General features: G+C 38.7%; 19 protein-coding genes and 2 tRNA genes. 3 read left to right on the top strand and 18 right to left on the bottom strand.

Annotated elements, in window-relative coordinates; genetic code table 11:
- Positions 1 to 388: 388 nt before the first annotated feature.
- The 4 genes from JOD82_RS08805 to JOD82_RS08790 all read right to left on the bottom strand — a co-directional run bounded on the left by JOD82_RS08805 (position 389) and on the right by JOD82_RS08790 (position 1545).
- On the bottom strand, positions 389 to 910 hold the full coding sequence (locus JOD82_RS08805) for a hypothetical protein (RefSeq protein ID WP_209948334.1): 522 nt from the start codon (positions 908 to 910) through the stop codon (positions 389 to 391).
- Between the two features lie 67 nt (positions 911 to 977).
- Positions 978 to 1048, bottom strand: a tRNA-Gly gene (locus tag JOD82_RS08800).
- Positions 1049 to 1142: 94 nt separating this feature from the next.
- The gene (locus JOD82_RS08795; protein ID WP_209948332.1) at positions 1143 to 1319 is read right to left on the bottom strand and encodes a hypothetical protein; all 177 of its coding nucleotides are present in this window, start codon (positions 1317 to 1319) and stop codon (positions 1143 to 1145) included.
- Positions 1320 to 1462: 143 nt separating this feature from the next.
- Positions 1463 to 1545 (bottom strand) — tRNA-Leu (locus JOD82_RS08790).
- Between the two features lie 1010 nt (positions 1546 to 2555).
- Here JOD82_RS08790 and JOD82_RS08785 point away from each other — a divergent pair.
- Complete coding sequence (locus JOD82_RS08785) at positions 2556 to 3005, top strand: hypothetical protein (RefSeq protein ID WP_209948330.1); 450 nt, start codon at positions 2556 to 2558, stop codon at positions 3003 to 3005.
- Between the two features lie 270 nt (positions 3006 to 3275).
- On the opposite strand, the gene JOD82_RS08780 is transcribed toward JOD82_RS08785, so the two are convergent.
- The 11 genes from JOD82_RS08780 to JOD82_RS08730 all read right to left on the bottom strand — a co-directional run bounded on the left by JOD82_RS08780 (position 3276) and on the right by JOD82_RS08730 (position 17962).
- Positions 3276 to 3989, bottom strand: coding sequence for a hypothetical protein (locus JOD82_RS08780; RefSeq protein WP_209948328.1), 714 nt, complete (start codon positions 3987 to 3989; stop codon positions 3276 to 3278).
- A gap of 146 nt (positions 3990 to 4135) precedes the next feature.
- Positions 4136 to 4618, bottom strand: coding sequence for a hypothetical protein (locus JOD82_RS08775; protein WP_209948326.1), 483 nt, complete (start codon positions 4616 to 4618; stop codon positions 4136 to 4138).
- Positions 4619 to 4730: 112 nt separating this feature from the next.
- Positions 4731 to 7310: a M23 family metallopeptidase gene (locus tag JOD82_RS08770; RefSeq protein ID WP_209948324.1), complete on the bottom strand. Its 2580-nt coding sequence runs from the start codon at positions 7308 to 7310 to the stop codon at positions 4731 to 4733.
- Between the two features lie 193 nt (positions 7311 to 7503).
- Positions 7504 to 10863: a hypothetical protein gene (locus tag JOD82_RS08765; protein WP_209948322.1), complete on the bottom strand. Its 3360-nt coding sequence runs from the start codon at positions 10861 to 10863 to the stop codon at positions 7504 to 7506.
- 24 nt (positions 10864 to 10887) lie between these two features.
- Positions 10888 to 12786 carry a VirB4 family type IV secretion system protein gene (locus tag JOD82_RS08760; RefSeq protein WP_312887672.1) on the bottom strand — a complete coding sequence of 633 codons (1899 nt, stop codon included), beginning with the start codon at positions 12784 to 12786 and terminating at the stop codon, positions 10888 to 10890.
- A gap of 43 nt (positions 12787 to 12829) precedes the next feature.
- Positions 12830 to 13828 carry a hypothetical protein gene (locus tag JOD82_RS08755; protein ID WP_209948318.1) on the bottom strand — a complete coding sequence of 333 codons (999 nt, stop codon included), beginning with the start codon at positions 13826 to 13828 and terminating at the stop codon, positions 12830 to 12832.
- Positions 13828 to 14136: a PrgI family protein gene (locus JOD82_RS08750; RefSeq protein ID WP_245248943.1), complete on the bottom strand. Its 309-nt coding sequence runs from the start codon at positions 14134 to 14136 to the stop codon at positions 13828 to 13830. Before JOD82_RS08750 ends, JOD82_RS08755 begins: the two co-directional genes overlap by 1 nt.
- 99 nt (positions 14137 to 14235) lie before the next feature.
- On the bottom strand, positions 14236 to 14667 hold the full coding sequence (locus JOD82_RS08745; RefSeq protein WP_209948316.1) for a hypothetical protein: 432 nt from the start codon (positions 14665 to 14667) through the stop codon (positions 14236 to 14238).
- Between the two features lie 505 nt (positions 14668 to 15172).
- Entirely contained in the window at positions 15173 to 16360 is a 1188-nt protein-coding gene (gene clpX / locus JOD82_RS08740; RefSeq protein WP_209948314.1) for an ATP-dependent Clp protease ATP-binding subunit ClpX, read from the bottom strand.
- A gap of 119 nt (positions 16361 to 16479) precedes the next feature.
- The gene (locus tag JOD82_RS08735; RefSeq protein ID WP_209948312.1) at positions 16480 to 17226 is read right to left on the bottom strand and encodes a sigma-70 family RNA polymerase sigma factor; all 747 of its coding nucleotides are present in this window, start codon (positions 17224 to 17226) and stop codon (positions 16480 to 16482) included.
- Positions 17227 to 17452: 226 nt separating this feature from the next.
- Complete coding sequence (locus JOD82_RS08730; RefSeq protein ID WP_245248942.1) at positions 17453 to 17962, bottom strand: hypothetical protein; 510 nt, start codon at positions 17960 to 17962, stop codon at positions 17453 to 17455.
- A 151-nt stretch (positions 17963 to 18113) separates the two neighbouring features.
- On the opposite strand from JOD82_RS08730, the gene JOD82_RS08725 reads away from it, so the two are divergent.
- Both JOD82_RS08725 and JOD82_RS08720 read left to right on the top strand, forming a co-directional pair.
- The gene (locus JOD82_RS08725; protein WP_209948308.1) at positions 18114 to 18731 is read left to right on the top strand and encodes a peroxiredoxin family protein; all 618 of its coding nucleotides are present in this window, start codon (positions 18114 to 18116) and stop codon (positions 18729 to 18731) included.
- 127 nt (positions 18732 to 18858) lie between these two features.
- Positions 18859 to 19188: a hypothetical protein gene (locus JOD82_RS08720; RefSeq protein ID WP_209948306.1), complete on the top strand. Its 330-nt coding sequence runs from the start codon at positions 18859 to 18861 to the stop codon at positions 19186 to 19188.
- Positions 19189 to 19279: 91 nt separating this feature from the next.
- Here the strand turns inward: JOD82_RS08720 and JOD82_RS08715 are convergent, their stop codons facing one another.
- From JOD82_RS08715 to JOD82_RS08705, 3 genes are read right to left on the bottom strand one after another with little or no spacing between them, the layout of a single operon-like run.
- On the bottom strand, positions 19280 to 19741 hold the full coding sequence (locus tag JOD82_RS08715; protein ID WP_209948304.1) for a prepilin peptidase: 462 nt from the start codon (positions 19739 to 19741) through the stop codon (positions 19280 to 19282).
- Positions 19728 to 20291, bottom strand: a complete 564-nt coding sequence (locus tag JOD82_RS08710) for a hypothetical protein (protein ID WP_209948302.1) — start codon at positions 20289 to 20291, stop codon at positions 19728 to 19730. The genes JOD82_RS08715 and JOD82_RS08710 overlap by 14 nt, the downstream gene beginning before the upstream one ends.
- 5 nt (positions 20292 to 20296) lie before the next feature.
- Positions 20297 to 20884: a hypothetical protein gene (locus tag JOD82_RS08705; RefSeq protein WP_245248941.1), complete on the bottom strand. Its 588-nt coding sequence runs from the start codon at positions 20882 to 20884 to the stop codon at positions 20297 to 20299.

Below are 20884 nucleotides of genomic sequence, written 5' to 3'. Positions count from 1 at the left end.
AGAGTCAACCCATCTTGTGTTGTTGGTTATCCTGGGTAGCCGCCTCCAACATCCGCCATATTGCTCAACTTTAATCATCACAAAAAAATCGGGGTAAGACGGAGCTTTCTTTCGTTTGGATTTTATCCACCAAATTTAGATAGCGTTCGTTATGCGTCATGCCGTAACCTCGTTCATCGTCATCCGTTCAGCGTTCGACCTAATACTTTTTTAGTCAAAAACATCTTAAAAAGATGTGACAAGTACGAATGTCATCGCCACTGATACCCCCAGTGAACGGGTCGCTCTCAATACTTACCCCTACTGGTTCTCACCAGTAGACAAAACATCAAAAATGAATATGATGATGTCGTCTCTACTGGTGAGAACCAGGTTTATGAATTGCAGTTTAGTCCATATAGACAGAGTATCTTGGATACAAAATCATATTCTGCAAATTTGCCTCATCAATCAAGTCCGAAATCTTGTTAGCTTTACGAGTCAGCTTTTGTGCCTTTTCCGCATAATCTTTCGGTCTATAAGTAAGGACTTTTAAAACGGGCGTTGTCAACATTCTTGAACGATCAATGTCATTATCTCGCTGAGAACCATAGTCCCCATACTCACGAGCTTGCTCACGAAACAGCTTAGCCAATCGGAGCGCTTCACCAATTGTCATATGTCGTCCATCCCATTCGACACCAAATGTTGAGTTTGCTTTTGCAATCTTGCTTTCGATTTCAAGCAAATCCATTTGAGTCGCCTCTATTTCAATGTTGACTTGATCAAATGTTCGATCCTCAGGAGTATCAGGTTGATCTCCTTTTGCAACAAATAAATAAGCCAATTGATCTCGCTCCTGTTTAAGTTCACTGAGTCGTTTTTTAATGATCGATTGTAGAGTAACTGCTTGAGAAAGCTTAATTTGCATATGAACCCCTCCCTTATAAAGAATCACAAAAATTTGTTATGGTTTATTAAAAATTTGAATTATAAAAAGCGGACGATGGGAATCGAACCCACACTCACAGCTTGGAAGGCTGGAGTTCTACCATTAAACTACATCCGCATTTTTTTGGGGGTCGGTGGTCACACTTCCCGCTTCCTTCGCCAAGTCTACTTGGAACCCCCATAATAGACATACCGTCAACAATTTGTTAAGTTCAACCAAAAAGCGATTCGTTAAGCTTTCCTCTTACTTCATTTTTAACTTCATCCGAAAGGTTCTCAAATATTTTTGTAATGAGCGTGACTTCCGCTCGATCCACACCTCGTTCTCCATCTGCTACATCAAACCATTCAAGAATTGTAAGAAATTCTTCTTTATTTAAACTCATCATGATTTCACACTCTCCTTGTGTCTATATTCCAGAATGGCTGCTACGCCCTCTCCCCAGATATAATTGACAGATTGGAAGATTTGTTCGTTTATATGCACAGATTTTAACCTTGTATCACATTTTCCGACAACATCATTTCATGATGCGGAGAGAGGGACTCGAACCCTCACGTCACAATGACCTCGGATTTTAAGTCCGATGCGTCTGCCTATTCCGCCACCCCCGCAAATAGAGTGCAGGTGAAGGAAGCTAAATCCTCACGATCTTGACCCATAGATTTTGAGTCTAACCTATCGGACATTCCATCACTTCTGCATCCCACAACCAACAAAGTTGGTTAGGAACCATATTGAATCTCTCACCCTATAACCCCCTACCCGAATAAATTCAAAGATTCGAGAATGCCTTACCAACGCTACATCTGATCATTGTTAGATGTATTGATGCAAGGTCTTACACTTCGGTGAGATGTCTTCAGGGAGGATTCGCACCCGCCGAGCGTTGATCCACTTTTACGCGCCCTAAAGAAAGTTTTTATCCCTGCTGTCTTGGGTTGGCAAGTTCTCAATTCACCGCAAGGACTTATTATAGAGGTAAGTAAGTTGTTCATTTAAAACCCTAACAAAAGAAATCATGCACCCTGCAAGGAAAGTAACGTTAAGACAATAATAGATGAGTAAAACCGGGTGTCGTCTCTTAACGAGAAAACTTAAAATCAATTCATTAATATTTTTTGATATTTGTAATGTAGTCTTAACAAGCACCTCGCAGGGTGATGATTGATGCACTTCCAAAGAAAATATTTCACAAGACCGTTAAATTAAAGATTGCTCATCCAATGATTTTTTCAATTATCCGTAGAAGCAGACCCCTAATTATCATTTCATTCAAAATGATAATTTGCTGTAATGTAGTCTTATGCTGCACCTCGAAAGTTTTGAGGGTAACGTCATTATAGATATGAGCGATTGATGTTATTCCAAAATCAATTTATAGTCAATTAATAATGTATATTGCTTATAGTCAATGACTATATGGTTATTATATGAAATGTTATGTTCATTGTCAAATGTTTATGAAGCGTGACAAGTCTGATCTTATCTACAAAGCTCAAACCTAATCAAACATGTATTTCCTCCCTTTTATATTCAAAAGTAGATAGGATATAGAAGGAGGGAATCTCGTTGTTGACAAAGCGCGTAAAGATGATAGCTGAACTGAAAGGAGTGTTTTAGCATGGAATTTCATAAAAGAATTTTGAAATGGATACTTGCGTTTGTTGTCATTATCGTAATCGCATTTTTTCTTACCCAAATGCACACAGATAAAAGTTTGGAGAAATCTAAAACAGATAAAAAAGAAAGTACAGTTACTTCATTGAACCAGGATTTCAACAATCTTAAACACAAGAAACAGATCATACCTTCTCCAGAAAGTGCAAACATTGATGCGGTCATGTATGAAACTGCTTTAGTCGAAAAATCAAACAATAAAGCCATTTCACACATCATTGCTTCTGGAACATCTGGGTCTGTGGCTGAATTCGCTTATTCATATGTTGCTTTTATGAAAAGCCTGAATAACGACATGGATAAAGTAACCCTCCAAATCTATAAATCTCAGGATGCTTATGCAGCAAAAAAACCAGCATGGACATTTTCGGAAGGTATACTTTATGAGTTGTAAAGACACCTTATGATCGTTTAACAACAAAAAAGCCCAGGGGAAACCCCCTGGGCCTTTTTTATCGACGGGACATATACATTGAATCTTTACTGGTGCAAAAAACAAAACTTCTTAGCTTCTTTCTGGCTTCGCAGACCTCTAACTGAATCGTTTTTCGCACGCTATCCACATCTCCTTCTTCATGTAAACGAAGTATTTTCCTATCCCTCTTTTGAGGAATCCATTAGGATAATGTATCATAAGCATTTGGGTCATTACTAATCACCCTATTCACCTTTTCTTCAAAAAAAGATTCATTGCAAATTCAATCAATGCTTCATGTAAATCCGAACCTCCCGTCAAAAGGTGTTCAGATTCTCTTTGCGCCTTCAATTCAACAGCCTGCTTACCCTCCTTGATAACGGGTTGAAAATTCAGGCAATAGCCCATCGAAAGGGCTTTTGCACTTAATTGTTCAATCGTTTCTTTTAAAAGTCTTTCTCTAAGAACAACTTCAACCCCCTTTCGCTTAATGTTACGAGTCGTCTCCGTATCATAAGCATAAGCCGCCATCAATGTCGTAAGCTGAAAAGCATCGGACACATGTTTTACAGGATGTGTGTTATACGTAAGTCCATATAAAAATGTCAATTGCTCCAAATTGAAGTGTACTGGACATTTTAAGCGATAAACGATTTCACTTTGCACATTCCAAAACCGACTTTTTAAAGCTCGAATAAAATCTTTTGGGAGCGTCATAGCAATTTGATCCATACGTTTAACAAATGTCATGTATTGCTCAGCATTAACACTTATCAAACGACATTGCCCCTCCTGTTCAATCCATCCAACCATTTCTAATGCTGATTCTTTTTGAGATAGCCTCACCTCCAACACATCCACAATTTCAATTTTTTTATTCACTTTCATCAAGGTCAAATGCTCACTGTTTTCATAATCTAAAGCGACTAATACAAGCGTCTTTCCATAAGTCAAGTTTTCCACACTTCAACACATCCTCTCTAAAACGATTTACATTATTCTAATCATGTTTACTTATTTACTAAATGAAATCCTGAACGAACCTCGTCCAACCAAAGGGAAAAAGAGCATCAGCAATATGCTGACACTCTCCTGGATTTCATCTTTCTTTAACTTTTCAACCATGCATTCATAAAATCCATCAGCTCTGGAGCCGAAAGGACAATGGCATACATAACAATCGCAATGACCATAGCGATGATACCTTTACCAATTAAATTAGAGTTGCCCAATGATCCAACGGCTGTTAGTATTGCTCCGACAATAAAAATAGCAATGGCAAAAGGTTGTACAAAAGTTTGCAAAAATCCTACAACATCATACCCTTTTCGCTCTACCCACTTTTCAGCTTGATCTATTTGAACATTTGGAAGTCGAACTATCGGCATTCCATCATGTACTTTTGGATCGGTTGTAACCTTAATTTGATCTAATTTCCCATTATCCGAAGGTGTTGTAGGCGCACTAACTCCTTGCGTCGAGAAATTTTGTGTTTGTCCTTGTGTTGTTTGAGCAAAAGCAATGGATGTGAAAGACATCATCATCACAACAGACATGACCACAAACATCAACAAGCTTGTTTTTCTTTTCATGATGCTCACCTCCTGTGGAAATTTGATATGATATTATAGTAAGGCTTCCATCAAGTTATAAGAAAAACAAAAAAGGATTAGAGAATCTCCCCTAATCCTTTTTCTGCTATGCTTATGGTTCTGGAGGCAATGAATTCTTCTCTTCATCTCTCACAACAATAGAGTAAGGATCTGTTGGTTTACCATTCAGATGGTATTCAAAGTGCAAGTGAGGACCTGTCGATTTCCCTTCATTTCCTGAATATGCAACAATCTGCCCCTGACTTACTTTGTCTCCAGCTTTAACCGCCCATTTACTGATATGACCGTATACAGTTTTCGCTCCATCATCCAGCCGAATCACCACCCATTGTCCATAGCCGCTTGCCTTCCCAGCCGCTTCAACGGTGCCATTGGATATAGCATATACAGGAGTTCCAATAGGCAGCGGTATATCCACACCTTTATGGAATGCACCCTTTTTATGTGTCACAGGGTCAATCCGAGATCCAAAACCTGAACTAATTCGAATCGTATTCAGTGCAACAGGAGAAATATAGCCATCTGCACCTGGAACCATTTTAGCGAATTGATCCCGAGATAAGTTCCCATTTGTAGTCGAAAAGGCATCATCCCAGAACTCCAACTCCTCTGTATTCCCAACCTCAGAGAATAGAACCTTTTGGCTAAAAGTAGTCACCGATTTAATCGTCATATCGATTTCTCGATTTCCCATGTTGTGTGTAAATTTAGTTCTCACTTCGTTATCTTCATATTTTTTTTGTTTAATATTGAACAGTTTATTAAAAAAGTCTACTACGGCGTTTGATTTATCGCTATCATGCTCTTCAAGACCATTCATAGCCTGACCGCCATAATAACGAAGTACGTGTTCAACATAGCAAACATCCCCGTATACCTTTCCTGATGACTTCTGCAAATTAGGCGCACAATCATAGCTCGCACTTCTGGTTTCCCCGTACCCTTCTTTTTGTCCATAATAAAGGCGCGCTTCTTCTCGATAGTTCATCCAATCTGTAGTTTGCCAAGCCTCAGGATAATGTTTTTGGATATATCCGCTGACATCAACATTATAAGCCTGGAGTGCTTTTAATGAATCTCCATCAAACTTATCAAGCTTGGTTGCAAAATACATGACGGCCCACCGGATCGCTTTCTCTGGGTCTTCGCGATCCGACTGATTCGACACCGCAAATGTTTCAGTCTGCCCTGTTCGGACATTTTTTGCACTAATGGCTCGATAATTACTTGTATAACTAATTTGCATTAATCCTTGCCCGTTACTTGGATTGGGATTTCCCCCCGATTCTTGAGCCATTTTAGCGATGATAATATATGGATCTACCCCATAATCCTCAGCATATTTTGAAACAATATCGAAATATTGCATTGATCTTCTGAAGTTTTCACTGTCCAATTGAGAGCCAACGTCTAAATCGGTATCTAAAATGGAACCTACGCGCTCATCAAAATTAAATTCAGTCATCACGGATTTTGGAACCCAAGCATTAAAAAAGAACATATAATCTTTAATATATTTAGTCCCATATTTATTTTCAATGTTGTTTTCGGGTGTAGGCACAGGCTTCGTCTCATACACATACCCTTTGCGGTACTTATACAAGTCAACCTTGCCGACAGGCTGTCCATCCTTATCATAAATAATCTGTGTTTTATAATAGACTTTGGACAAATTCGTTTTCGGATCTTTCGTTCTCCCATCTTTTAATCCTTCCAAGGGAGTTTTAACCTTTTCATAGGCGAGCTGCACGTCTAAAGCAAACGTAATAGCCTTATCAATCAAATGAATCTCTTTGGGATAATCATGCATCACTTCTCGATAGGGTTCATTGATAGGAACAACTTCAACATGCTCTCCTCGTACAACTTCGGCTGCATAGTAATTCCCTTCTACAGTATTAAGGATTTCATCTTTTTTGTATTTAAATATAGAACCAATACCGTAATCATGAACTGACTTTTCCTTTTCTTTTGTTTTTAACCCTGTTTTTTCATCATATTTCATTGACTCAGCCGTTACTTCGTATTTGTCATTCACAAGTTGCTTCAGCTTTAATTCTTTTGGGTCATAATTGACAGGTTGAATAAACTGCTCAGGATATTTAAATTGTCCTTTAAAAACGTACTCGTCCAATACAAATAGAAAGTTTGGATTAATGGAGAATAGTTTTTCTTGATTATAAAAATCTTTAATCTTTGTATCTTCTGGTTTTTCAAGCTTTGTATTATCGTTACCTACAATTTGCCTATAGGCTCTTGTACCAAAGTAATTGTAAAACTCTAAGATCGCTTTATTTTTACCAGACATTTTTGAGGTTGAAAAATATCCTTTATCATTCATCTTCGTTATATTGTCATCTTCTTGATTGAGTGAATAATGGCTCTCCGCTCCTCTGGTTTCGAATAGAACATAATATCCAGCTACAATGACGAAAAGAATAACAATTCCTAACAATATATAGGGTATGAGGGGAGCAAGTGCAGAAGCAATAGCTTTCATCGCTACCGCCATCCCTTTTTTTGCAGCCGATAACAGAGCTTTCCCTGCCATTTTTCCCGCTTTTTTAGCAAGTGCTTTCGCTCCCTGCTTCCCTGCTTTGGCGGCTTTGTTACCGACTTCTTTTGTTATATTCTCTAATGGATTTTCTTCATGATTCCCGTTTATATTCATCGCTTCACCCTCCTTTTCGAGTTTTTCGTATTTACTCTTGTACTCGAAAAAGAATTGAAACATAACCGTTTGGCATACCTACCTACACTTAGAACAAGGAAGATTCATTGTCACACCTTCACTTCTCCTTTATTGACTAAAAACAGCCGATAACATATAAAAATGGAGTTCCGAATTCGGAACTCCATTTGGCTTATTTTATGATGTTGTTATTTAATGTTCCACCCGTTATGATGACATCATTATTGACTACAACATCTCCGGTTCTGATCTTTTGATTAATCTCATCCATCATTGATCTCGAATGATTCGATGCTTCACTTGGCGATGTATTCCGAATGGAGGAATTGTTTATCTCTCCTCCGCTAATTGAAACGCCACCTGATTTATTTCTGATTGAGGAATTATTAATCTCTCCCCCACTAATTGCAACACCGCCTGATTTATTTCTAATGGAGGAATTGTTAACTTCTCCACCGCTAATGGACACACCGCCCGATTTATTCACAATCGAAGAGTTATTAATCTCTCCTCCACTAATGGAGAAACCTTCTCCGCCTTTCGATGCACCCGTTGATGCATTGGCAGAATGGTGAAGAGGCACTTGAAATGAAACTCTTGTCGATTCTGGTTGGTTCGAACGTTTCGTTTCCACGATGTTTCCGCCAACGGTGTCCACTCGTTGAATCCCCAATCTCTCCTTACCTGTTTGGTTGTATGCAACCCCGATACTGCCATCTTGATTTTTCCAAGCACCTTCCACTCCACTTTTTCTTAATTGGGCCATTTGATCTTGGTTATTCCCACTAAACGTGTTGGCATACGTATTAATATTATTACGATCTCCATCACTCAGTTTTGAGGTGTCGTAAGAATACACGGAGGTTCCGTTTGAGTTTTCGCTGGCTTTAAGAATACCTTGCTCTCGTAAAGCTTCTCCATCTCGATACACTTGGAAATCTCCATCATTACCTATCGATCTTTGACCCATATTCTCAGTGAGTGTTCTGTAGTTAGCGGCATTAGCACTATCCAGATTCCCAGAATGTGATGTGCCAGGAGTTTCATGAGATTCTGTTTCACCCTGACTCGATGGAACATTCGAACTTCCCTCGCCCATTTTTCCAGCACCTTGAGGGTTAAGCGAATTTGTTGCTGATCCCTTGGTTGAACCTTTGTTCGCTGAGCCCATTTTTGCGGCAACGAATCCTGCACCTACTGAACCCGCCATTAGTGCAGCTTGACCTACGGAAGGAGCTACTTTTGTAATGCCTGCTTTAGCTGTTTGGTAAGCAGTTCGACCACCCATGCCTGCAACTCTCGATCCCATGGCTATAGCTCCAGCATTTTCTCCGCCAAATGCCATTGCAAATCCAGCACCTGCCATCATAGCCGAAGTACCAAGCAGCGCTTTTCCTGTGCCCATAGCCATATTTTTAAGACCCGTTCCAGAAACTGCATTCTGAATCCCTGATTTCAAATCTGCTTTAAAGTTGTCTTTCAGATCCTCATATTTTGCTTGGTTTTCACTTAGTATCGGTGCTCCCATGTATTCCTGATATTCTTTGGAATCCGTTCCCTTACTTGCGATTTCAGGCGGAACTTGTTTTTGAAGCTGAGCGTTGCGCAGATCTTGATGTTTTGTGCGCGACTGCATAACTCCTGCTTCGGCTTTATTGCGTAAGTTATCGCTATTGCCCAGTTTCAGGTCATTCATATTCATTTGGCTCATCGCATTTGAGCCATCCGATGTAGCACCCCCATTGGATGAAGAAGGAGATCCCGATTGTCCATTGCTATTCTGAACTCGTTTTTGCCCCATCGATGTCCCTTTTTGTGCTGCACCCATGGCAAGACCAGCCCCCGCAACAACCGATCCCATCCCCATTCGACTTGCTATTCCTCCAGCTTGTCCCATAATCATACCTCTAAAAAATTCGGTTAATGGAATCAAGGCAAAGCAAATCACAATCGCTTCAATACCGCGTGACGAAGTCGTTGAAATAAATAAAAAACTTAAAATAAAGGAATGAAAGCTTTGTAGGAAAATGTTTGAAGTCAATTCTTTCATCCATTGTGAGAACAAACCTTTCCACTTTGCCCCCAGCGACAGTGTCACTACAAATAACGGAGCCATTGCCGTTAAGATGGCAATCGTGATGGAACGAATGATATAGGTAAAGTTCATGTAAATCATAATGAACAAGAAAAAGAATTGAATAATGATTCCTGCCAACATGTTAGAGTAATTGTTCACACCCATAACCGAATCCAAATCAGGACCCACAGCCGCAAAGATATCAACAATCTTTGCATTAATATTCAGCAACACATTGATGATGGGCATAGTAAAAGCCAAAATCATTCCGGTTATCATCAAATCTTGAATACCTGATATTAATGACACCCTCATCGATGGATTAATGGTCGAGATGTTTCGAGTTATTAACAGCTTGGCAATCGAGAAACTTATAACAGTCCATGCAATCAATTGGAAGATCCAATGGTATAAGGTTACATTTTCCTCCCAATTCATAGGCATTGCGCCATAATGCCACGCAGCAGAACCACGTACGCCATCGTTATAAATCAGCTCCCCCAGATCATACAAACCCAGAAGATTTCGGATTCCGTTATACAAACTTTCGAACATCCAAGCAACCATTTCTTCCAATTGCCCTGGTTTAGCAACTTCTCCACCGTTCTTAGAAGTCATACCTTTCGCGCTATATGCATAAACACCTTGATACATGATCATGTTCCAAGTAATATATTTGGTATCATTCGGATTTTTGTAGGCTTCATTGTAAACCTTGTTATCCCAATTCCCCTTTTCCGTGTACCCTTTTACAACACGGTAAATAAATTCGTATTCAAGCGTTTCTCCATTTTTCATTTGGCTAATGGTTATATAGTCCTTGCTTTCAACACCCGTTTTTTTATTTATATCTGGATCTTTATTGAAAGACGCTCGTCCCTGTCGGATGGTGAACCCATTAACGGTTGCCGTTGAACCATTTGCCGCCTGTCTTATCGCATTGCCGAGTTCATTGGATTTTGTAAGTAATTCTCCCATATCTTCAAATGGTTTATTCTTGTTCAAAATACGTAGAGCATCATTTAAACCCGTCACTAACGTGTCTTTTACAAAATAAGCCCGATTGACATCATCCTTCGTTGCGTTATTTACAGGCGTATTATCGAACCATCCATCTCCTTTTTCCTCTGGACTAAAAGAAAAAGGTAAAGCTTGTTGTCCTAAGACTTTTGTTTCTTTCACCTTTTCACCTTTTTGGGGGATCGCGGTGTAATTATCTTTAATGAGTGGTGTGAAATCGCCAAATTGTGCTTCCATATGGCCTTCCTCATTGCTTAACCAATCCGCTTCATCTGCTAAAACGTTACCCTGATACGTGTATTGGTTTTCATCAATCAGAACTTGGAAAAAGTAATTCTCATGAGCGTAGGATTTAATAGGTGATATAAAGACACCAAAGATAATAAGGAATGCCACTAAAGCGGCAATTCCTCTTTTGGTCGATTGAATATTCATAAAGGAACCTCCTTTCTATCCGTTTTAATCTTTCGAAACATATGCTTTCGAAATGAGTTCCTGCTCGTAAGGGAAAGACATCGCATAGGCGACAGAACTTTCACCGTTCATCTTGATAAGGAATTCCCCTTTCTTTGCACTCAGCAGGAAGTTTCGTTCCCCATCAGACAATTTGAAGGTATCTTGCACGGCATCAATATCGGTTGCATCTTGTCTCAGGAAAATATTGGTCATTGCATTTGTCAGTACCGCCTTGCCTTGATCGTTATTGGCAAATTCAATAAAGTTTTGTGAAGCAACCAACAATCCACCATTCCGCTTCCGTATACGACGAGCCGCAGTTTCAAGAAATTGAGCCGTATATTCAAAACCAGCCATATTCTTATTCACAAGCATCCAGGCTTCATCGCAAACAATACGTTTTTTGATTTCAGGATTCTTTTTGATAAATTTCTCCCACGTCCATGAAAGTGCAATGTACATCCCAATTGGACGAAGAACACTTTCTTCGAGTCGAGAAATATCGAACGTTACGATTGGAGAATTCTTAAAATCCTTCAAATCATCCGAGGTTTGGCAGTCAAACATATCGTAGACGCCGCCCTTTTTAAACATATTGAGCGCGTTGGCTAATCTCGTCAGCCTGTCGTTATTTTTTTCATTCGCCCACTGTACTAACTTGTTATGAAATGTCGAGAATGTTGGCATTGGTTTTTTGACGCCATCATGATAGAACTCTCCAGTATCTTCATTAAAAATCGGTTCAGTGACATACAAACTCTGGCGTGTCTCATTAAAACCTTGATCCTGATACACTTCATTAATAATAGATGAGACACTACTTTGCTCTTCTCGGTTCAGTCCTCCTGCCATAACCGCAATCAGGTTCAAGACATCAGAAACCTTACCTTTAATGTCAACCTCTGGTTTTCCTTCTGCAATCTCTTCATCTGTAAGCTCAGATTCTTCCAAATCGAATGGGTTAATGTGGGTTCGACTATCTGGAGCAATATAAATGTGACTACCACCCACCGCTTTCGTGAGCTTTTTGTATTCACCTTCTGGATCGATAATAACGGTGCGTACACCCTTCAAAGCGGAACGAAGTGTCAGCAAGGAGACCAAAAAGGTTTTACCCGAACCTGCTTGTCCAAATACCGTTAAATTTCCGTTCAGCAATTTATCTCGATCGTAAAAATCCACAAGCATAGGAGTCATTGTAGACAAATTAACTCCCAAGAAAATACCCGTTTCATGAGATATTTCAGAATTATAAAATGGGAAGCAAGCCGTCAATGCACCCGAGTTGAAATTTCGAAATTTATCAGGAATATATGATTTACCGAAAGGAAGAACGGTTTTGTATCCATCATCCTGCCTCAAGTAGACAGGCATGTGAAATATCTTTCTACCTTTCAGTTTGTTATCCAATTTTTGAGTTTCTTTCTCCAATTCTTCTACGGAGTCCGTATATAAGTTTGAGGCGATTTGCACATGGAACAAATTTTCGTAGTTTCGTTCCAACCGTTCACGTTGATCGTATAGCTGAGTAACATTATTCTTTAAACGGGTTATATTTTTAATATTTCCCTTTTGGTATTCCATCTGAAGTTGCGCTTCAAATTGTGTAATTTTTGCTGTTAATTCATCAAGGGCGGTGCGTTCATCTGTAGGTTCAACATATATAGCTGTATCCATATCCCCGTCATAATTAAAAAGCTGATCCAACCAACCGACAGATACGTTTGCGGGAAATCCGTTCATAATAAATGAACGAACATATTTGTTTCCCACTTTCATATAATTTTCGTTTCCGCGATCAAACGAAGGCGGTGCAAATAAATCTTTAACCGTACGAATGCCTTTTCCCAAAACGCTAACTTCGCTCATAGATTTTTGAGATGGTTTTTCTTTAGCATTCACTCCTTTATTTTTTTTGAATCTTCCCATGCTTTAGTCCCCTCCTTTATTCTTGGATCGAATTCGCCGAATTGTTGCCTTCATTGTCAATAAGATCAGATGATTGATTATAAGCAACATCGCGCTGTTTATAATATCCACTCGTCTTATCACGCAGGACATCCAGTTCACGAATACTATCGTCAAACGTCTTTTTCATAAAATCAGGGACTTGGGCATTTAACAATTCCGTTTGAATCCGCATTTGTGCTTCATACAAAATCCAGTCCAGCCGTGCATCTTCGGTCATTTTTTCAAGATGGTTATTCTCACCTTGTGTTAAAAGCGTTAAAAATTCGCCATTCACTATATTTTCCACATGTGTGTAATTGTCTTTGTGGTAGCTTGAAAAGACCAATTCAGCAAGGTCTTTTGTATCTAAAATTCTTGCTTTCACATCTACACCACTGAGCCCTTCAACGATGATGGAAGCTCGATTGCGTAACTCATTAGCGGAGAACTCATATTTTTCAGAGTCTGAAAGGTCTGTTAAATTAACCGCTTCATCATATGGAACAATGATGTATTTCTTTTTTTGCTTGTTGTTCCCAATGTATGAACTAAGCCCCGCCATTTCGTTAAAATAAAGACTTCCGTACTCTTTTAGCTGCGGAAATACCTTCATAGATGTTTCAATCTCTTCTTTTAAAGCTTCCAGCATCTTGCTGTTATCAATGACTTTTGTTTGGATGTAGAACGTAATTGGAAACGAAATTGAATTAATAAATCGTTGGAACGAACTTTCAATCATGACTTTTTCGCCATCTGTTTTTAAGTTGTAATTTGTAGAGGAGCACTCAATAACTGCCCGATAACGATGAGCTCCAAGCAGAATCATCTTGTCTCGAATATCCTCAAATGGAAGAAACTCTTGTGCAGATGAAATATTGTCTCCAACGGAAGTGTCCATTTTAGTGGGGTCTGTTTTTTGCAATTGACGATAAACTACAAATCCCATCACGCCGATCAATCCAAAGAAAGCAATAATTACGATAATAGCCAGCATTAAAACTTCACCTCTTTCTGAATATTTGACAGTTTATGAGTCTTCTTTTTAAATTTCCTTTTATAACTTAAATACTGATAGAGGGTTAATTCATTTTTTTTGTAAATGGCAAATGGCGTCCCAATTAAACAAATCGGAATGGCTAATATCAATCCGATTACGCCGCCAAACAATTTCACGAAAATGGCAAATGAACCCGCACCTATCAGCAATCCAGCTAACACCCAAAAAAATTGATTGATGTTAAGGATTCCGCCAATGACCTTTTCTTTTTCATTCATGTCTGGTGGAATTTGATAGTTTCTCATAATAAAAAAGTGTCAATAGCCTCCATATAGGAAGCCATTGACACTGTTCACCTCCTTCAGTGGCTTAAATTCTTTCATATTGGCGACGTAGCATAATGCTTAAATCGCGTTGTAGAAAAGACCTACAATCAGGGATACAGCACCAAGCCCTGCGGCGGCGATACCTGACCATAACACACCCGTTAGTGCCTGACTTCGTGCTTGAGGGTTACCTACCGATGCCCCTAATTTTAAGAAATTAACAATAAAGATAACGATCATCGTGAGTGCCGCAACACCAGATATCCCCGCAATGAATCCACGGTATTTTTCAATGATGCCTGCAAATCCACTGGATGTTCCTTTTTCTCCAAAACCATCCCCTTTTACAGTTACACTTCCATCTTCACTGATGGTTACACCAGGGATACTTGATTTAGATTCTCCTTCGGCTGCAAACGCTAAAGTGGGAGAGAAAAACACAAACAACATCGCCATCAACATCCCAATTGCAACAGTCATTTTAAATCCTTTATTCATTGTTGCTACCATCTGATTCACCTCCTCCTGTAGTAATGTTTTACAATGTAGTTCATCGAGATATCGGTATAACAAATGATGAAATTGCTCATTGCTCATTTACTATATGCAATAAAATTCTCTTCAAAACTAATCATTTAATCTTTTTGATATGTTAGTCTTTTACTCGCTTTATGCCGACTTTATAATTAACGTCGAGCTGAATCATGCCTAATACATACAAAAAAAAAGCGTGAGAACAATGTCTCACACTCTTTCGTTCATTTTTATATTCAGTTACATCAATCTCATGACGAGATTCATTAGGTACCCCTTCACTTAACTTCGGACATATCTACTTCAACAACGTAGAAATGTAACAACTTACACAAAATAATGATCGCTTTTATTACGGTTTCACATAACCTATGACGTAAACAATAAGCATAGCTATAACGAAAACTGCCATACCAACCGATAGGGCAAAAAGAAGTCCTATCATCATCCCACCCCCCTATAAAATACTAACTCGTGGATGTCACCCTGCTATTTTCTTTTCGACAGGAATCATCGGTACATCCCCCATCAACATTTCTTTGGTGATGGTCAGACTTTTAATCTCCTCCTTCTGAGGAAGAGAATACATCAAATCATACATTCGTTTTTCAACAATACCTTTAAGCCCCCTGGCTCCCACATTCTTTTTCATAGCTTCTTCTGCGATATGTTCAACAGCTTTATTGTGGAAACTCAGCTTAACACCATCCATTTGCAACAGTGCTTGATATTGTTTCAAAACTGCATTTTTCGGTTTCACAAGAATGTTCATCAGGTCTTCTTTACGCAAAGGATTTAACACCGCAATAACGGGAATACGACCGATAAACTCAGGGATAAAGCCATATGAAACCAAATCTTGTTGACTCAGCTCCTGATCTTGCTTTTCGTCCTTCAGAATGGCAGGCGTTGTAAAGCCTACGGTTTTCTTAACACCTTTCGTCCGTGACTGCAAAATATCTTGCAAACCAACAAAAGCACCGCCAAAAATAAATAATATATTTTTCGTGTTCAGTATCACTCGCTGTTTGGTTTGCCGTTGGTTCCCCATTTGAAGGTGAACCTCATTTCCTTCAATCATTTTCAATAAACTTTCTTGTACAGCTTGTCCCGCAATATCTTTCGTTCGTTTTCTACCATCTACTTCATAAGAAGCAATCTTATCAATTTCATCGATGTACACAATTCCTTGTTCTGCTTTGTGAACATCTCCCCCTGCTTTGATGATCAGTTTTTCTAAGATGGTTTCTACATCATCACCAACATAGCCAGCTTGTGTCAAAGAGGTGGCATCTGCAATCACCAAAGGAACATCAAGGATTTGTGAAAGTGTTTCAAGTAAATAAGTTTTGCCTGACCCTGTTGGTCCAACAATCATTATGTTACTTTTCTGTATATCCACCTTTGTCTTCGTTGTAATCCGTTTGTAATGATTGTAAACAGCTACAGAAAGCAGCTTTTTTGCCTCATCTTGACCAATCACGAATCGATCCAGTTCCTCTTTGATTTCATGTGGCTTCAACCCTTGCTTAGATGGCATATTTAAAGGTGTTTGCATTTCTTCAACACATGTTTCTGCGCACTCTTTACAAATCAATGCAGACGCACCTTCAATTACTGGCAATTGGGGACTCTCCATTCGTCCACAAAAAGAACATCTCTTTTCCATTGTATAGCTCCCCTCTATTTAAAAGAAAATTGTTTATCTTATTGTTTATAGTCAATGTAATATGACCCATTATAGCATTTTCTTGGACCACACAACAATCAGAGGATCTTATATATGGTTTAAGAAGCAAACAGCTCCTCTGTCATATGATAGCGATCTTTTAAGATCTTCTTCACTTTATCAAGTATATTCTTTTCAATTTTGCTAACATTAGCCTGGCTCATGCCAATTGTGTCTGCGATTTCTCGTTGCGTTTTGGTAATCCCGCGATCTAATCCGTAGCGATACGTAATAATATATTGCTCTTTATCCGACAAATCGCTTAGAGCGGATCTTAGCAGTTTGATTTCATCACTTAATACGATATTATCTTCAACGCTCCGCTCATCTTTATCGAGTGTACTTACCGTGTCTTCTAAAGAGAGACTATTTCCATTCTTGTCAACAGAAAGGACACAGTTCATCGAAATACTATTTTTAACATGATTCCGTTCTTTACGAAGGAAAAACAATATTTCATTTCTAATACAATTAATCGAATAGGTCGAAAACTTCACGAGTCTATTTTTATCGAATGCGTGTAACGCTTTAGCAAATCCAACCATCGCAATACTCACAAGTTCGTCATAATCCACACCCGAATTCTCAAACATTTTTACAACATAAAAAACGAGTGACTCGTCTTCTCTTGCATATTTATCTTTCTCCGCATCCGTTAAAGGCAATTTTACATATTCAACAACTTCTTCTGAGTCTTCAGTTCCCTGAGCATTGAAAGACTCTCTCGCTTTTGTATCCTCCCATGGTGTTTGTTCTGCAACTTCATTGGAAATCAATACCGCACGCTCTTCGTTATGAAATGTCAAAATTTACGCCCCCTTCTTCTCTTTTTCTTCTCTCTATGGATTAGCATATAAAAAAACAAGACGACTTCCTATACGGTTTATGTCGTATTCGTATCGACAAAATTGCTGTTGACAGTGGTTGTCCTTTTTATGGATAAGACCATATGTTATGTACTTTGACGCTCGTTTATTATCGATTTTCAATAAAAAAAGGAGCCCTCTTTTTAGGCTCCTATTATCCTTTTAATCATGCGATTTCTCCATCCTTGTCTTGGCTTCGAAGGCTTAAATAACAAGCAATTTTGGATTCCTCCAAATATACGCTTAATTTTTCAATCATTTTATTCATTGTGAACAAACCCGAATCGTATAAACAAGCAATACTGGTGATGACCGGAATTTGATGTTGCGGCACTTCATGTAGAAGGTAATCTTCCGCTATGGTCCTCATCTTTCTTTCGGCATTTCCATGTATTCGATCGTACACTTTCTTAAACTTGGCATAGTAAACACTTGAATGATATGCCGATTCTAAAAAATATACTTTACCTTTCAGATAAATGCCCTTGCCTGCATTTAAGTATTCTTCAATAAGCTGATTCTCCTTTTCAATTCGAAATCGACCATTACCTTGAGGAATACCTACATCAAAGTTCGTACCCGTGTACTCTCGTATAGCAAGGCTTTTTCGAGCAATCATATGACTCGACACGTCAAACGTAACACATGGTAAATTCAGCAATTGTCCTTTTTCCAAAGCGACATCCCCCTTTATAGTCACCATCTCATGATGATTCCTGTTACATCGTTTTCATTTATTTTATACAATACAGACTATTTATATTATTAATTGACTATAATCAACGTTAAAAGTATAATGAAAATCAACACAAGGGAGGGTTTTACTGATGAAGAAAACATGGGCTATTGGAGCCTTATTAGGCGTACTTCTTATTGCTGGGTGTGCCAATGAACCTAAAACTGTCGACAATTCTACTAAAGCTGCACAAGAGAACGTTCATTCAAGCGTAGAAACACGTAACACTACGAGCAATTTAAACCTGGACGAACTTTTTCCTGATGAAACCATTCGAACCTATATTAAGGAAAGCATCGGCAAAAAAGCGCCAGATTTCACACTCACAAACCTTAATGGTAAGGATATTTCTCTTTCTGACTTCAAAGGAAAGAGTGTAATCCTTGAAATTGCTCAAACCACTTGCGGAGCTTGCATTCAAGCACAACCCGAAATGGACAAATTCAAATCGAAGCACCCTGAGATCTCAGTTATACAAGCCTTTCCTTTTGAAAATAAAGCCGCCGTCCATACTTTCCTGAATAAATTAAAATCGCCAGCAACGGATAACATCCTTTCTGACGAAAAAGGCAACACCATGATTCGAGATTACAAGGCTAAGTGGACTCCAACGATGTATTTCATTGATAAGGAAGGAATTATCTCCTTTGTGTATGTGGGGAATACGGATGTTAAACAAATTGAAGAGATAACTAAACATGCATTTTAAAATCAAAATCCTCTTAGTGGAGGATTTTTTCTCTTATAGCGATTAACACGACGTTATTCTTGTTCCTTTTTTTCTATGTATTTGAAATAATATCAGTCGACAAAACGAGGAAGGAGTGTAGCCTATTATGAACCAAGAAAATGATTTAATGCCATTAATTCATATTGAGAATGATTTACTTAACGTAATTAAAGATAAAGGCTATGAAATACTAACAATCGACCCAACAGAAATACCACATTATTACAACCCATTCGAAGGCTCAATTATGGATGCTGATGAGCACCTTGTAAAAATTCGCGTTTTTTTCAATACGCTCCGTCAGTATGGATATGAAGGAGCAAATGATCTATATCATTGTATTACCAACATTGACTTAACGGACGCCGATAAAAGACGGAAATTTGAACTGTGGAGAACGAAAGATGTATCCAAACAAGGATTGATGGAGATTTAATTGCATACTCTATTTTTTACAAGACAAAACGCAGGGTTATAATTAACCTTGCGTTTTTCATGTGTATTTTTTCCGCCTACGTTTTAACTACTCACATAAGTACATAATAGGCAACCATCAGCGTAATATGTGACGCTAAAAAAAACGGAGCAAATGGCAGCATTCGTTTATTCATGCCTACATAGACCATAAAATAGATGCAGGCAAGAAGAATAAATATCGGTACTAAGTACATCCCCATATAAAGTCCCACTACACCAGCCATCTTAATATCTCCACCCATTTTATGATTTTTCACCATAGCAGGTATCAATAATGCTATAAAAGCAATGACTGCCCCTATGAGATCAAGAATCGAAAATGGAAACCAAGGAATCAAGATCAGTCGAACAAGTACAAAGCCTAAATTCAGCTTATTGGGGATTTTGCGGAATTTTACATCGATGATCGTAGCGATGAACAGATATAGCGTAAAAAGCATAGCGATATAGCCATTCTGGTATACATGCTCCACAGACATTTGAACATTTTCCAAGTAATTATCGATAAACAAGTCGGGACACACTCCTTACTGCCAACTCGATATTGCCATCATTGTTTGTTCCAAGATACGACACCTCAAAGTCACTACCTCTTCTGGAATTGTAAAATTTTTCAGCAGTACCAGGAATTAAATCGAAAATCGTTGATCCTGAAACAACAATAACTACACTGCTATCAAGCAATACCTGTGGACGCGCTTTTTTGGTTTCACCTGTCCCCCATTTTTCGGTGAAAGATTCAATCTCAATTGGATTAAAATGAACACTTTTGATTTTTTTTGTATCTTTCAATCGCATACTGACAAGCTTCTTGTATTCAGAAATAGCTACGTTTTTCTCCACATCAAATTCGCCAATTCGCAGCTTTGTTTCATCCACGCTTGCACGTAGCGCAGAAACACCCGATGTATCCATAACCGATTGAACCTCTTGCATAGACCAACTCTCAATCAGAATATCCACGAAAGCTGTTACCATCATGACCCCAATGAATATCAGAATGACAAACAGAATGCTAAAGCTTCCTTTTTTATTTTTAAGTAATTGCTTTAGTCGATTCACCTATATCACTCTCCGATCCAATAATCATAGCGGTATTTAAATTCGGACATAACCGAACGTTTGGAGGAGATCCAATTTTCGATATTTCCTGGAATAAAGTTACTCACCATCGCCCATTTATACTTCACTTTCGTTTCTACATGAAGGTATTCGCGGTAATCGACTTTAACTCCTGAACCTAAAGGAACTCCGTTAATTGTGACGGTATATTCTCCATTTTCAATCCCACCTGATTTGAAGTTTTCAGCAATATTATTGGCTAACTCCGATGTCGAAACATATGCCGCATTCCCCCCTGGGAATCCATCAGGGGCGGAACTTAATACTCCACCTTGCAAACCGACTGTACGCGCAATATACGAGTTGGTTTGTGATACGACCGCAAATCGCCAACCCAGCATCGTAACGTCCACCAAGAAACACAGGACAATCAAGAATACGAAACAACCAACAACAACCTCTAATGCCAAAGAACCTTTATTGTTTTTTCGAAGTTGATCAGTTAGACTCAAGTGTTGTTTTTGGAATAGTAATTCCCTCACTATTTCGCACCACCCTTCCGTATAATTTAAGAAAGGGGAGATGGAAACCAT

This window comes from Paenibacillus sp. 1182 (assembly GCF_017833915.1).
GTDB classification, from domain to species: domain Bacteria; phylum Bacillota; class Bacilli; order Paenibacillales; family Paenibacillaceae; genus Paenibacillus; species Paenibacillus polymyxa_D.
The sequence above is the reverse complement of the archived record's forward strand: the minus strand, read 5'-3'. Positions and strand labels throughout refer to the sequence as shown.

Excerpts from the sequence above, each read along its gene's own strand:
- JOD82_RS08805 (WP_209948334.1), bottom strand. The coding sequence starts at position 910 with ATGCAAATTAAGCTTTCTCAAGCAGTTACTCTACAATCGATCATTAAA.
- JOD82_RS08795 (WP_209948332.1), bottom strand. The coding sequence starts at position 1,319 with ATGATGAGTTTAAATAAAGAAGAATTTCTTACAATTCTTGAATGGTTT.
- JOD82_RS08785 (WP_209948330.1), top strand. The coding sequence starts at position 2,556 with ATGGAATTTCATAAAAGAATTTTGAAATGGATACTTGCGTTTGTTGTC.
- JOD82_RS08775 (WP_209948326.1), bottom strand. The coding sequence starts at position 4,618 with ATGAAAAGAAAAACAAGCTTGTTGATGTTTGTGGTCATGTCTGTTGTG.
- JOD82_RS08770 (WP_209948324.1), bottom strand. The coding sequence starts at position 7,310 with ATGAATATAAACGGGAATCATGAAGAAAATCCATTAGAGAATATAACA.
- JOD82_RS08765 (WP_209948322.1), bottom strand. The coding sequence starts at position 10,863 with ATGAATATTCAATCGACCAAAAGAGGAATTGCCGCTTTAGTGGCATTC.
- JOD82_RS08755 (WP_209948318.1), bottom strand. The coding sequence starts at position 13,828 with ATGCTGGCTATTATCGTAATTATTGCTTTCTTTGGATTGATCGGCGTG.
- JOD82_RS08750 (WP_245248943.1), bottom strand. The coding sequence starts at position 14,136 with ATGAGAAACTATCAAATTCCACCAGACATGAATGAAAAAGAAAAGGTC.
- JOD82_RS08745 (WP_209948316.1), bottom strand. The coding sequence starts at position 14,667 with ATGGTAGCAACAATGAATAAAGGATTTAAAATGACTGTTGCAATTGGG.
- clpX (WP_209948314.1), bottom strand. The coding sequence starts at position 16,360 with ATGGAAAAGAGATGTTCTTTTTGTGGACGAATGGAGAGTCCCCAATTG.
- JOD82_RS08725 (WP_209948308.1), top strand. The coding sequence starts at position 18,114 with ATGAAGAAAACATGGGCTATTGGAGCCTTATTAGGCGTACTTCTTATT.
- JOD82_RS08720 (WP_209948306.1), top strand. The coding sequence starts at position 18,859 with ATGAACCAAGAAAATGATTTAATGCCATTAATTCATATTGAGAATGAT.
- JOD82_RS08705 (WP_245248941.1), bottom strand. The coding sequence starts at position 20,884 with ATGGTTTCCATCTCCCCTTTCTTAAATTATACGGAAGGGTGGTGCGAA.